At 51.9% G+C, this 13,965-nt stretch carries 11 protein-coding genes; 8 read left to right on the forward strand and 3 right to left on the reverse strand.

What is annotated here, in order from left to right; genetic code table 11:
- Nucleotides 1–155 precede the first annotated feature (155 nt).
- The 5 genes from ACYU87_RS19655 (at nt 156) to ACYU87_RS19675 (ending at nt 6,606) form a co-directional block, all read left to right on the forward strand.
- Entirely contained in the window at nt 156–1,424 is a 1,269-nt protein-coding gene (locus ACYU87_RS19655) for an MFS transporter (RefSeq protein ID WP_461135802.1), read from the forward strand.
- Nucleotides 1,425–1,455: 31 nt separating this feature from the next.
- Nucleotides 1,456–2,697, forward strand: coding sequence for an MFS transporter (locus ACYU87_RS19660; protein ID WP_461135803.1), 1,242 nt, complete (start codon nt 1,456–1,458; stop codon nt 2,695–2,697).
- 116 nt (nt 2,698–2,813) lie between these two features.
- Nucleotides 2,814–3,227, forward strand: coding sequence for a hypothetical protein (locus ACYU87_RS19665; protein ID WP_461135804.1), 414 nt, complete (start codon nt 2,814–2,816; stop codon nt 3,225–3,227).
- A 349-nt stretch (nt 3,228–3,576) separates the two neighbouring features.
- Nucleotides 3,577–5,274, forward strand: coding sequence for a sodium:solute symporter family transporter (locus ACYU87_RS19670; RefSeq protein ID WP_461135805.1), 1,698 nt, complete (start codon nt 3,577–3,579; stop codon nt 5,272–5,274).
- A 165-nt stretch (nt 5,275–5,439) separates the two neighbouring features.
- On the forward strand, nt 5,440–6,606 hold the full coding sequence (locus ACYU87_RS19675; protein ID WP_461136044.1) for an MFS transporter: 1,167 nt from the start codon (nt 5,440–5,442) through the stop codon (nt 6,604–6,606).
- A gap of 256 nt (nt 6,607–6,862) precedes the next feature.
- On the opposite strand, the gene ACYU87_RS19680 is transcribed toward ACYU87_RS19675, so the two are convergent.
- The 3 genes from ACYU87_RS19680 to ACYU87_RS19690 form a co-directional block, all read right to left on the reverse strand.
- The gene (locus ACYU87_RS19680; RefSeq protein WP_461135806.1) at nt 6,863–8,404 is read right to left on the reverse strand and encodes an amidase; all 1,542 of its coding nucleotides are present in this window, start codon (nt 8,402–8,404) and stop codon (nt 6,863–6,865) included.
- Nucleotides 8,405–8,571: 167 nt separating this feature from the next.
- Entirely contained in the window at nt 8,572–9,666 is a 1,095-nt protein-coding gene (locus ACYU87_RS19685) for a glycoside hydrolase family 130 protein (RefSeq protein ID WP_461135807.1), read from the reverse strand.
- Between the two features lie 116 nt (nt 9,667–9,782).
- Nucleotides 9,783–11,366, reverse strand: coding sequence for a M61 family metallopeptidase (locus ACYU87_RS19690; RefSeq protein WP_461135808.1), 1,584 nt, complete (start codon nt 11,364–11,366; stop codon nt 9,783–9,785).
- A 143-nt stretch (nt 11,367–11,509) separates the two neighbouring features.
- Here ACYU87_RS19690 and rpmH point away from each other — a divergent pair, with 143 nt between their 5' ends.
- The 3 genes from rpmH (at nt 11,510) to ACYU87_RS19705 (ending at nt 13,879) form a co-directional block, all read left to right on the forward strand.
- Complete coding sequence (rpmH, locus tag ACYU87_RS19695) at nt 11,510–11,677, forward strand: 50S ribosomal protein L34 (RefSeq protein ID WP_046576258.1); 168 nt, start codon at nt 11,510–11,512, stop codon at nt 11,675–11,677.
- An 82-nt stretch (nt 11,678–11,759) separates the two neighbouring features.
- A complete protein-coding gene (locus tag ACYU87_RS19700; protein WP_461135809.1) occupies nt 11,760–12,140 on the forward strand; it encodes a ribonuclease P protein component in 381 nt (126 codons plus the stop codon).
- Nucleotides 12,141–12,205: 65 nt separating this feature from the next.
- Nucleotides 12,206–13,879, forward strand: coding sequence for a S41 family peptidase (locus ACYU87_RS19705; protein ID WP_461135810.1), 1,674 nt, complete (start codon nt 12,206–12,208; stop codon nt 13,877–13,879).
- The last annotated feature ends 86 nt before the right edge of the window (nt 13,880–13,965 follow it).

Genomic DNA, 13,965 nt, shown 5'->3' on the forward strand with positions numbered 1-13,965 from the left:
GCAAAAAAAATTAGTCAGTGACAACTCATCTTCGTAAGCGGTCGGTGCATTTACATCCCGATTCGGATTTCCTGTCTGCCATTCTGCACAATCTTCTTTGGTCCTTTCGTATACTTGCAGAACTGTTTTGTTTTTCAACCTCCGCTTTTTGCCGTATGGCTATTCCTGCTGTTTCGCCTAAACCACAATCCCCTACCATTGGCTACTTCGGCCTGCCCGTCATTGTGGCGGCCCTGGGTTACTTCGTTGATATTTACGACCTGCTGCTTTTCGGTATCGTTCGGGTACCCAGCCTGCAGGATCTGGGTCTCTCCCCCGATCAGATATCGACCGTTGGAGCCAGTATCATCAACTGGCAGATGGGCGGGCTACTGCTCGGCGGTATTTTATGGGGCGTTATCGGCGACAAACGCGGCCGCCTGTCGGTGTTGTTCGGTAGCATCATTACCTACTCAATTGCCAATATTGCCTGTGGTTTTGTCAAGCACGTTACGTTCATGGATCCGGCGATGTATTACGCCCTGATGCGGTTCGTGGCGGGTATTGGGCTGGCCGGTGAGCTGGGGGCGGGCATCACACTCGTGAGTGAAGTACTCCCCAAAGAAAAACGCGCGATCGGCACATCACTGGTGGCGGGCATCGGCCTTTTTGGTGCCGTAGTCGCTTATTTTACCGTAAAATTATTCGATTGGCAAACCGCTTTTTTCGTGGGAGGTGGCTTGGGCTTTGGGCTATTGCTGCTACGGGTCGGCGTCGTTGAATCGGGCATGTTCAAAGATGTGTCCGATCAGAAACACGTCAACCGGGGGGACTTCCTTTCGTTTTTCACCAACGCAAATCGCCTGAGTCGTTACCTCAAGTGCATCGGTATCGGGTTGCCCACCTGGTTTGTTATTGGTATTCTGGCCACGTTCGCCAATGAGTTCGGCCGGGCGTTTGGCATTGCCGAAGAAATTCAGCCGGGCCTCGCCATCATGTGGTGTTACGTCGGGCTGGCTACCGGCGACCTGGCCAGTGGATTTATCAGCCAAGCAATGGCTTCCCGCAAGAAAGGGGTTGCTTTGCTCATGGCCATTGCGCTGCTGTTCAGCCTCATTTACTTATATACCGGCATCAAGTCAGCCACGGCCTTGTATGGCCTTTGTTTGGCTATGGGCTTCGGCATTGGCTACTGGGCCATGTTTGTTACCATCGGAGCTGAGCAGTTTGGCACCAACCTGCGGGCTACCGCGGCTACCACCGTACCCAACATGGTGCGCGGCCTGGTTATTCCGATGACGCTAACCTACCAGTTTCTCAAACCCTCCCTGGCGGTTGTCAACGCCGGAGCTGTCGTTGGCCTGATCTGCTTCATCATCGGTTTTTACTCCATCCTGACCATTCCCGAAACCCACGGCAAGGACTTGAACTACCTGGAAGAATAATTCTGACTGCATCTATAGTCCGATCAGATCAATGCAAACCCTACCCTCTCCCCGCGTTTCCTTTCGCCCGTTGTTTGCTTTACCCGTCATTGTTTCAGCACTGGGTTTCTTTGTCGATGTGTATGACATGCTGATTTTCAGCATCGTACGAGTACCGAGTTTACAATCGTTAGGCTTATCGGAAGCGGAGGTTTCGCGGGCAGGCACGTTTATTCTCAATTGCCAGCAGGCGGGTCTGGTCGTGGGCGGTTTTCTGTGGGGAGCCTTGGGCGACAAGCGTGGGCGCATGTCAGTACTGTTCGGTAGTATTGTTACGTATTCGGTCACGAACATTGCGTGTGGCTTTGTGCAGGATGTCAACGTATATGCGTTGCTGCGATTCGTGGCAGGTGTTGGGCTATCGGGCGAGATAGGTGCGGCCATGGTACTCGTATCCGAAATATTACCGAAAGCCATCCGAAGCTACGGTTCGTCGATGGTCGCGGGCATCGGCTATCTGGGCGCGGGCGTGGCTTACCTGACGGTTGAGTATTTCAACTGGCGAACGGCGTTCTGGGTAGGGGGCGGCATGGGCATTGCCCTGCTCCTATTGCGGGTAAGCGTGTTTGAATCAGGGGTTTTTAATCGGCTGAAAACCGATCATAAAGAGGTTAGTCGGGGCAATTTCCTTTATTTCTTCAGCAGTTGGCCGCAGTTCATCAAATACATACGGTGTGTATCAGTCGGTATTCCGACCTGGTTCATCGTGGGTATTCTGGCTACATTCGCCAATGAGTTCGGGCAGGCTCTGGGCATTGACGAGGTGGTAAAGCCAGGGCGTTGCGTCATGATGATCTACGTCGGATTGGCGGCTGGCGATCTGCTTTCGGGACCCCTAAGCCACTGGCTGCAATCGCGGTTGAAAGCCATCACGGGTCTATTGATCTTCAGCGCCTTACTGAGTGGCGTTTATTTGTTTGGCGGTATCAAGACAGCGGACGGTTTGTACACGGTTTGCCTGCTGGCTGGTTTCTGCACAGGCTACATCGCCATGTTTCTGACGATGGTCGCCGAGTTGTATGGCACCAACCTCCGCAATACCGCCACCACCTCGGTACCGAGCGTTGTTCGGGGCATGCTGATTCCCATGACCCTTCTGTTCCAGGCCCTTAAACCGTCGATGGGCGCTTTACTGGCGGCTGCATTGTTGGGTCTTGTGGTGTATGGCCTGTCGTTCTGGTCGCTGAGCCGCATGGACGAAACATTTGGTAAGGATTTGGATTTCGTAGAATGACCGCGAACCGTTCATCATTTTTATAAACCGTTGCTCCAGAACGGCAGCGTTTAACGGGTGCACCGGCATCATTGGGTTGACAGCTAAAGGTTTCCATTTAATCCTTTTTCAACTCCATGAAAACATCCATCAAATTGCTCGCCAGTGCCCTTCTCGTTGCCCTAATGGCCTCTATTGCATCGCCTACCCTGGCCGATGATCACAAATCGCAAAGCAAAGTATTCTCAGCCGCCATGTTTCCGGCGGCCAACGCCAACAAGCTTTGGTTATGCCTGGAAAAATACAAATCGGAGAACCGAGTTGATCTGACGTTGATCAGTGACAAGGGCGAGGTTCTGTTTCAGGAAGTTCTGTGCGGGAAGAAAAATAAGCAGAATGCGTATCGGCAGCAATTTGATATGAGCGATCTCAAGGATGGAAATTATACCTTCCGGATATCGGCAGGCACGCAAAAAGAAGAATTCTCCTTCAAACTGACGACGCCCACCGTAGAGGCCATGCAACCCACGCGGCTTGTGGCGATCAACTAAACGCCCGATCGTCTCATACATCACCAAAGGCACGGACTCGAATCCGTGCCTTTTTTATTATGGTCAGTATATTTAGCATGGTCAATTTGGCCGTGTTCGTGGTCCGTGTCCTCACAGACCATGGATACTAGTCTGACGTTGCGAACCGCTAGACTTACCTACCCGATAAGGGGTTCATGAAGACACGAACCACGGCTATGAACGATCGTGTCTGTTTCGGCGAAAGAAACTACAGTATCTGATACTAATTATACCAATCTGCAAATGATTTTGGCCGATAGTAAGCCTATTTGGAGAAATAATTGCTTTTTTACAGGCTGAATCCAAAACTCATTCTATACTTGCTGAAATGAACCAACTTAAACAAATAGACTACATTATTTTCCTTCTGTATTTCATTGGTGTCTCTTCGTACGGCTACTGGATCTACAAACGAAAACAAACAACAAAGCTTGACACCAAAGATTTTTTCCTGGCCGAAGGATCGTTAACCTGGTGGGCCATCGGCGCATCCATGATTGCGTCCAACATTTCGGCTGAGCAGTTCATCGGTATGTCGGGCAACGGGTTCACCTTCGGGGTCGCCGTAGCGGTGTACGAATGGTTCGCAGCTATTGCCCTGATTATTGTGGCGGTCTGGTTTATGCCGATCTACCTCAAGAATCACATTTATACCATGCCGCAGTTTCTGAAAACGCGGTACAACGAAACGGTGAGTCTGATCATGGCCATCTTCTGGCTGTTTCTCTACGTATTCGTTAACCTGACGTCCATTCTTTTTCTGGGTGCACTGGCGATCAGCACCTTGGTTGGGGGCGAATCGTTCCACCCGATCGTTATTGGTCTGAGCATATTCGCCATCGTGATTACGCTGGGTGGGATGAAAGTTATCGGCTACACGGACGTTATTCAGGTGGCCGTTCTTATAATTGGGGGTTTGGTAACGTCTTACATCGCGCTGACGTTGGTTAGCCAGCAATTTGGCCTGGGTAACGATGTGCTGGCGGGCTTCTCGGCCATGATGGGCGATGCCGACGATCACTTCCACATGATTTTCGAGAAACCAGGCCCCAACACTTCACAGGTCGATATTAACAAATACCTCACCCTGCCTGGTCTGGCCATGTACTTTGCGGGTATCTGGATTGTGAACCTGAACTACTGGGGCTGTAACCAGTACATCACCCAGCGGGCGCTCGGTGCCGATCTGAAAACCGCCCGGACGGGGATTCTCTTCGCGGCCCTGCTGAAAATCTTCATGCCGCTGATCGTTATGCTGCCGGGTATTGCCGCTTACGTGCTGTACAAGAACGGCAGCCTGCAAAATGAAATGGCTCCGGGCGGCAAGCTTCTCGCCGATAACGCTTATTCGGCCATTCTATCCTTCCTGCCCAATGGCCTGAAAGGTCTTTCAATGGCCGCCCTGACAGCCGCTATCGTGGCATCGCTGGCGGGTAAAGCCAACTCCATATCGACCATCTTCACTCTCGATATTTACCAGAAGTACATCAAAAAGGACGCTACTCAAACCCAGCTGGTATGGGTGGGCCGGATTACTATTTTCGCAGCCATGCTGCTCTCTATTGCCTTAACGTGGCAGGATGCGCTGGGTATTGGTCGCGAGGGCGGTTTCACCTTTATTCAGAAATACACGGGTTACCTAAGCCCGGCCATCTTCGCGGTGTTCATTCTGGGCTTCTTCTGGAAACGCACCACAGGAACGGCTGCGGTAGCGGGTATTTTGGGTGGATTTGGCCTGGCCGTGCTGTTCAATAATTTTGCACCGGCGTTATTCGGTAACGAAACGATTCTGTACACGGCTTATCCTAACGGCAACGGCGGGTACGAAATTCCCTTCCTGATCTGTATGGGCTGGGCGTTTTTCTTCACGGTGCTGATGATGGTTGCCATCAGCCTGGTTGGGCCACGCATCAACCCGAAAGGATTCGCTATTGACGCCAGTATGTTCCGGCTGAACCCATCGGCAACGGCATTGGCGGTTATTATCATGTTGCTTATCACCGTCTTATACGTTCGACTCTGGTAAGAAAGCAATGAGAGAAACGCTGGAAGCGGGACAGCAGGCTACTGAATTAGCTGATGGTCCTGTTTCCAGCGTTTTTTATGTAGCCTGACCCATTCCGCCATGCTCCCGAATACTACCTCTACCTCCCTCCGTCCATTATTCGCGTTACCCGTCATCGTAGCCGCCCTGGGTTATTTTGTCGATGTCTATGATTTGCTTCTCTTCAACATTGTGCGGGTGCCAAGCCTGAAAGAGCTGGGGCTATCGGAAGCCGACATTTCGCTGATCGGTGGCAGAATCCTGAACTTTCAGCAGGCGGGTTTATTACTCGGTGGCATTTTCTGGGGAATACTGGGCGACAAACGGGGGCGTTTGTCGGTGCTGTTCGGAAGCATTATTACGTATTCACTCGCCAACATTGCCTGTGGCTGGGTGCATGATCCGCAGCTATACGCTGTCCTCCGCTTCGTGGCCGGGCTGGGTCTGGCTGGCGAGTTGGGCGCTGGCATTACCCTGGTGAGTGAAATTTTGCCGCCCCACCTGCGTGGATATGGTTCCTCTCTGGTGGCGAGTGTCGGGTTGCTGGGTGCCGTAGTCGCCTATTTCACGGTCGCGCTCTTCGACTGGCGGACAACGTATTTCATCGGCGGTAGCCTGGGGCTGGGCCTACTAGTATTGCGGGTGAGTGTGTTTGAGTCGGGCATGTTTAAGCGGGTACAGCAAACGGGGGTAGCCAGGGGCAACTTCTGGGCGCTGTTTCAGAGACGCGAACGGCTGTTGCGGTATCTCCGGTGCATGGGCCTTGCTCTCCCCACCTACCTGGTTATCGGCATTCTGGCCACGTTTGGCAACGAATTCGGGAAAGCGCTGGGCATTACCGAAGCCATCCAGCCCGGCCGTTGTGTCATGTTCACGTACGTAGGCACGGTTATCGGCGACCTGACGAGTGGACTCCTTAGTCAATACCTTCAGTCGCGTCGGAAAGCCATTGGCCTGATGATGAGCCTTACGTTCGTCTTCATCGTCATTTATTTGTTTGGCGGCATCAACTCTACCGGTGCTTTCTACGCCGTTTGCCTAGCCATGGGCTTCGGGATTGGCTACATCGCTATGTTCCTGACCATTACAGCCGAAAGCTTTGGCACTAACCTTCGGGCCACGGCGACGACATCCGTTGCCAATAACGTGCGGGCTACTACCTTGCTGACTATTCCGGCTTTTCAGGCCATGAAGCCAAGTCTCGGTGTTCTGGAAGCAGGTGCCGTTGTCACATTTTTCTGCTTCGCCATTGGCTACTGGTCATTATCGACTATGGAAGAGACGTTTGGTAAAGAACTGGATTACAGTGAATAAAGTGTAAAGCAAAATTCGTAACTATGTGAAATCGGCTACTTGTAACCGACTTGGGAGGTTTCTAAAAACCTCGTGTTACTGAATTCTGGAAATTTCTGCAAAACGGTCAATCGTCAAATCATCACTTGTTAGACCCCAAACGATATGAAAAACACAAACTCACCTACGAAGCTGAACCAGTTGAAGACAGAGCTAACGAAATTTCTGACCAGCGTGCTTCGCGGCCTGATCAAGATTGACGTCGTCTAAATATACGTTACAGTACCGCCATCCGGTGAAACCAGGGGCGTTCCTGTTCCAGTTGCCCGGCTAATCGAAGCAAGGTAGCTTCGTCACCCTGGCGAGCGGCAAACATCACTCCAATCGGTAAACCGGCCGACGAACCTTCGTTCGACCAGTAAAGGGGGACCGACATAGATGATTGACCGGTCATGTTGGTGATAACAGCAAACGATATGTAGCCCAGCGAGCGCTCGGCCAGATCGTTCACCGTTTTGGTGCCGTTCATGTATTTCAAACCACCCAGTGAATCGACCAGTTTGAGCAGCCGTTTTTCGGCGTCTGTGTTCTGAAACGTGCCGATAGCAATGGGCGGACGAGGCAACGTAGGGGTTAGAAACAGATCGTATGTTTCGTGCAACTGGCCCATGCTTCGGTTGAGCGTGTTCCAGCGACGTTTCTGATAGGCCGCATCAGCTGCCGAAAATCCCTCCGCCAGCCGGGCCTGCGCCCAGGTGTTCAGCTCCACATCGTCGCGCCGGACGGGCCTGCCTAAATAAGTGCCTAAGTCCCGAAGTGTGGCGGCCGTTTCACTCAACACGCTCAGGAAAAACGCCTGCGTCACCAGTGTTTTTTCATAAGGCAACGGTACCTCTTCGACCGTATGACCCAGGCTTTCCAATAAACGCGCGGTTTCCTGAACAGCCTTAATACAAACCGGATCAATGGTCTGGGAAGGCATCAGTGCCTGCGTTGCGTAAGCGATTCGCAACGAACCCGGCTCGCGATTCACTTCGTCCGCAAATGGGCGCACCGGCGGGGCAATGCCATAGGGATCACCCGGCAAGGGTCGATACGAGGGGCCACCCGCCACGACATCCAGCAAACGGGCACTATCCCGAACACTGCGCGTGAGTGCATGCGCGGTCACGGCACCATTCCATAACTCGCCATAACGCGGACCAAGCGTAATGCGTCCCCGTGAGGGTTTCAGGCCAAACAAACCGCAGCACGAGGCCGGAATACGAATGGAACCTCCGCCATCGGAAGCCGTTGCCGCCGGCACAATGCCCGACGCTACGGCCACCGCCGACCCACCACTCGAACCACCCGGCGAGTGGGTCATTTTCCAGGGATTGCGAGCGGGTCCGTACAGTATCGACTCGGTATAGGGCGTCAGACCAAATTCGGGTGTGTTGGTTTTCCCGAAAAAGACAAGCCCGGCGGCTTTCAGTCGCTTGATGAGTTCACTATCGGTCGTCGAGACATAGTTTTTGTAGCCTTTACAACCTGATTTCATCGGTGTTCCGGCCCATTCGAATTCCAGATCTTTCAGCAAAAAGGGAACGCCACGAAACGGCCCTGTCTCCGGTAACTGGTTCGCCATCGCTCTTCCCTTATCGTACAAAGGCGTGACAATGGCATTCAGGTGTGGGTTTACCGCGTCGGCACGAGCGATGGCCGTTTCCAGCAGTTCCCCCGGCGTCACCTCACCCGCCCGCACCAGTTCAGCCAGTGCCGTTGCGTCGTGTTTAACGTACTCCTCGAATGACAGCGTTTGTGAGCGAGATGTCTGCATACGTTTGGCATTGTGATGGCTAATGGCGCAAGGCTCCCTATTATTACCCGGCCTCTGGCCGATATTAATAAATAATTATGGAAATACTTAAGTGTCTGTACCGACCGAAGGCCGAGTAATAGTCGGCACGAGGCTGGAGCCTCGCGCCATCATAACCATCACACTCGTTACTGTTTCGCGATGGCTACTCCAATCTTTGAATCAGCGGTTCCATAATACAGAAACCAGCGGCCCCGGAACGGAACCATGCCTTCCAGAAAACAAACCTGATTGACCTGGCCAACCATTTCATAAGGCTGATCGGGTTTGATAAAATAGGTTTCTGACCGGTCGATCAATTTGGTCGGATCCTGCGCATCGAACAACAGTTGGCCCCCGGCGTAAGCGCCTTCCGGTAAGGATTTATCCCCGTTCTTTGCATCGTTCATCCCGTTATAAATCAACAGGATACCTTTATCCGTCAGCATAGCGTACGGGCCGGGCTCGATCAATCGAACATCGTGCTTTCCTTTTCTTGACTCAGCCGCGACCGTGGGCTGGCCCGTGCTGGATTCGAGCGGTGTCCAGTGCAGCAAGTCGGTGGATGTGGCCAGGCGAAGCTGCGGCTGGTCACCCCAATACATCCAGTATTTCCCATTTATCTTCTGGGCGACAATGCGGCTACCGATTCGTTTGCACACAATAGCGCCCGACTTTGACCAGCTGTTGCGGTATTTTCCGTTTTCGACATCGCCAAAAATCAGTCCCTGTTTCGTCCAGCTCATCAGGTCGCGCGATGTGGCTACGCAAAGGCGGGCTTTGTCGCCGTCGTAGGCCGTGTAGGTCATTACGTACACGCCGTTGGGACTCTCAACCACGCGTGGATCTTCGCAGCCCCCCTCCCACTCGTACACTTTCATGGGATCGTTATTGGGGTAAAAAACCGGCTTGGGCATTCGCTTGAAGTGAATACCATCCGAGCTAACCGCCAGTCCCAGCCGCGACGTTCCGCCAACTATCCGAACGGTGTCTTCTGCCCGGTAGATCATGTACACTTTATTGTTGCGAACCACCGTAGCCGGGTTATACACGTCTTTTTCTTCCCAGCGAACGTTTTTCTTGCGAATCGGACAATAGAATTCGGTATTGGCTTTAGCCTCTAGAATTGGATTATGTGCATTCTCCTTCTGGAACGGGCCAAGCATCCAGGGCTTTTCGGGTTTGGGTTGTGCCAGCAGCAAGCTCGGCAGGAGAAGGAAAAGGAATGGCAAACGATTCATCATGAATAGAACAGGTAAGTATATAAGGGGTAAAGCAGACAGATGGAATTAGATACTAAAGGAATAAGTGACGACGTTGCGGGAACAGGTCCAGGACCTTGCGCCACCAACGTTAGCACTCATTTGGCTACTGCGCTTTTACCAGCCTTCTCGTCGGGTATAGGCTGTAAATGGCCCTTTGACGTTAATTCGACGAGTTCACCCTTGAACCAGCGCGCTCGTTGCTGGTACCCATTTACGTCATCCAATTCGATCAGGCGAATGCCACCAGGCTGATCGGACGTAGGCTCTTCATAACCCATAGACAACCCTACCCACGCCAGGTATTCATTTAGTTTAGCGTCAAGCGGCTGGTTACCGAAGATGCACAGGTCGTAGTACCAATCCAGCGACTCATCCGCTACCAGTTCGGTTATAGTCCGGTAATCGGCTAAGGTGTACCCAATGTAAGGTTTTCCAAAACGCTCCCACATCAGGCGCATGACATCATCCAGCGAGCGGGCATGATCCGTCAGTCGCCGAATGTGCAGATCCAGAATCAGGGCGGCAATGGCTCCTTTATGATACACCGATACTTTCCGGTCGGGAACGCCTTTGTCGTACCCATCCAGCCACAGATCCCAGGATGACTCCGTCAACGACTGAAATGCCCGGCCGTTGTGCTCAAAATGTCGTTTGACTAATACCTGCAATTCTTTCAGATACGCTTCATCCGAAAAAACCCCCGATTGCCGAAGCATCAGGTCACCGTAGTAGGTGGTTACACCCTCGGCGACAAAACAGGTTGAAAAATAATTTTCTTTCGTAAAATCGTAGGGAAGCAATTCGGTGGGGCGAATGCGGATAATGTTCCAGGCGTGAAACAATTCGTGCGACGATACACCCAGCAAATCCTGATAAAGCCCTTCTCCCTCATCATTTGGCCCCAGCACCAGCATGGTCGAATTCCGGTGTTCGACGCCGTGATAATAGGGAATCGGTAAAATGATGGTTAGAAAGTGATACTCCCGCTCGGGGGATTCACCGTAAAGTTCGAGTTGACTGGCTGAAAACCGGCTGAAATCGTCAATGATTCGTTGCGCATCGAATGTCGGATTGCCGTCCGTCCGCCGACCGCCCTGAATCCAGACATGAAACCGTATGTTCTGTACCGTATACTGAATGTGCTGGATCACCGGTGCCGCCACCAGCGGGCAATCGACCAGTTCGTAAAAATCCGAAGCTTGCAACAGCCTGGTTCCTGTATGATTCTGGCTGGATTCGGCTAACCCGCAGGCAATTGTCCAGCTATCCGGAATGGCTACTTCAAGAGTACAGGGTTCCAATAGCCGACCTTCGGCATACACACAGAGGTTCACCGGATTGACGTATAGAAGCGTATCGCTCAGAAAACTACTGCCCGCATTTAATTGGTTGGGCGTTCCCAACAGCGCGTAATAATTGTACCGGACCATTAACTGCGTGGCCCCATTGGTCTGCACCCGCCAGCGATCTTTGGTCACTTTACGAAACGCCAGGGGATTTCCGTCGCCATCAACCACCTCAAATCGCTGAATATTTTTAGCAAACTGTTGCAGCTCATAGCGACCAGGACGCCAGGCGGGCAGTTGTAAGTCAACCGTAGGCGTCGTAATATCCGTCAATCGGGCATCAACGGCAATATAATGGGCAGCTTGAGGATCAGCCGATAAACGATAGTGCATAGCGATGAAAGCAAATAGATTCGTACAAAAGTAACTACCAGCTAATCAAATCGTTTTTATGAATTGACGCTTGGTAAAATCGGAGCATTCTCCTATCTTTGCGGACTCATTTGGAAAATTAAAGGTTTTAGGTAACATATATCATGAAAAGAACGTACCAACCATCGAACCGGAAGCGGAAAAACAAACACGGCTTCCGCGAGCGGATGGCCTCTGCGAATGGCCGTCAGGTTCTAGCCCGCCGTCGTGCCAAAGGCCGCCACAAGTTGACTGTCTCTGACGAGAAAAAAGGCGAACGCTTCAAGATCTAATCTGTTTATGGTTTTCGGCTTATGGCTGACCGGACGACCAACCGTATCAGCACCCATAAACTAAAATCAGTGAACTGAATTCATGCCACAAACCTTTGCAAAATCTGAGCGGCTTTGTAGCAAGAAAATTCTGAGTGAATTGTTTAAAAAAGGTAGTACTTCCGTGCGGACGTTCTACCTTTTTCCGTTTCGGATGCTCTATATTCCTCAATCCGAAACCAGTCCCGACAGCGAGACGCCCCTACCCGCCATCGTCATTACCGTTCCCAAACGCATCTTTAAACGAGCCGTCGACCGTAACCTGATCCGTCGCCGGGTCCGGGAAGCATACCGGCTGAACAAAGATCGAGTAGCCCCCGAAAGTAGCCCGCCAGCGTACATCGCCTTTCTTTATACGGCCAAACAAATAATTTCGTTTGAAGAGATAGAAAAAGGTATGAAATTAGCCTTGAAGAAAATGTAATGCGGGCGGGCCGCCGTTGTGGCCCGTGCATTTTGCTAACTGCGGGTTTTACCCGTGCTACTCCTATGCGCTTCTCGAAACGCCTTACCCTGTTAGCCTCCTCGGCCCTTGTGGCAGGCGGCATTGGCTTTTTTTCGTTCAAGACCGATGACCGGTTTTTCGAGATAGCCCGTAACCTCGATATATACGCCACGCTGTTCAAGGAACTCAATCTCTACTACGTAGATGAAGTGAACCCGAATCGGATGGTCAAAACCAGCATTGATGCCATGCTGAAAGCCCTCGATCCGTATACGAACTTCTTCGCCGAAGACGAGATTGAAGACTATATGACCATGACCACCGGCCGATACAATGGGATCGGTGCCCTGATTGGGCAACGGCAGGGGAAAAGCATTGTCTTGATGGTGTACGAAGGTACCCCCGCCGAAAAGTCGGGACTCCAGATTGGCGATGAAGTCATTAAAGTGGATGGCGTGGACCTGAAAAGCCGCAAAGACCGAGACGGCGCACCGCTTGATCCCGGAAAACTGCTGAAAGGACAAAACAACACAGCCGTAAAACTGGCTGTTCGGCGGTACGGACAAAAAGACCCCGTAGAACTCAGCGTCATTCGGGATGTAGTGAAAATGACCAACGTGCCCTACTACGGTATGGTTTCCGACGATGTTGGCTACATTGACCTCAAGGATTTTACCGCCACGGCATCGCGTGAAGTGCGGACTGCATTTCAGGAATTGAAGGGCAAGGGCATGAAAAAGCTCATTCTCGACGTTCGCGAAAATCCGGGTGGCCTGCTCAACATGGCCATCGACATCTCCAATGTCTTCATTCCAAAGGATTCGGAGGTGGTTACGACAAAGGGGAAAGTAACGGAGTGGAACAAGACCTACACCGCTATGAATCCGCCGTTGGATCTTGACATGCCTATTGTTGTCCTGACAAACAGCCATAGCGCGTCGGCGGCCGAAATTGTATCGGGTGTTATTCAGGATTACGACCGGGGTGTTTTGATCGGCCAGCGCACGTACGGAAAAGGCCTTGTGCAGACCACCCGCGAATTGTCTTTTAATACCAAACTGAAAATTACCACGGCGAAGTACTACATCCCCAGCGGACGTTGCATTCAGGCGATTGATTACAGCCACCGGAACCCCGATGGCAGCGTTGGTAAAATTCCGGACTCGCTCAAAACCGCGTTTAAAACCAAAGCAGGCCGGGTCGTTTACGACGGTGGTGGTGTGTTACCCGATGTTGTTGTCGACGTTCAGACGCCATCGCCGGTTGCACTTAGCCTGACCAACAAGGGTCTTATCTTCGACTACGCTGTCAAGTACCGCCACGAGCACGCCAGCATCAAGCCCGCCCGTGAGTTTCACCTGACGGACGCCGAGTACAGTGATTTCGCCAAATGGCTGGGTGATAAAGAATATGACTACACCACGCAGGTTGAAAAAGACCTTGGCACTCTCGAAGCATCGGCCAAGAAAGAGAAGTACTTCGACCAGATTCAGGACCAGTTGAAGTCGCTCAAAACCAAAATGTCGCACAGTAAAGACGCTGATCTGAACACCTTCAAACCGGAGCTGAAAGCCCTTCTGGAACAGGAGATCGCGGGCCATTACTACCTGCAAAAAGGACTGAAAGAAGCGTCGTTCTCAACGGACCCCGAAATGAAAGCCGCGCTTACTCTGTTCAAAGACATGCCCCGCTACGGGACAATTTTGAAAGGAAAATAGGTTTGGCATACAGATTCATAACCAGCAACGCCAGCTACTAGTAGCTGGCGTTGCTGGTTATAAAGCATACTGATAGAGGCTACGTT

It is taken from the genome of Spirosoma lituiforme, from assembly GCF_054776635.1.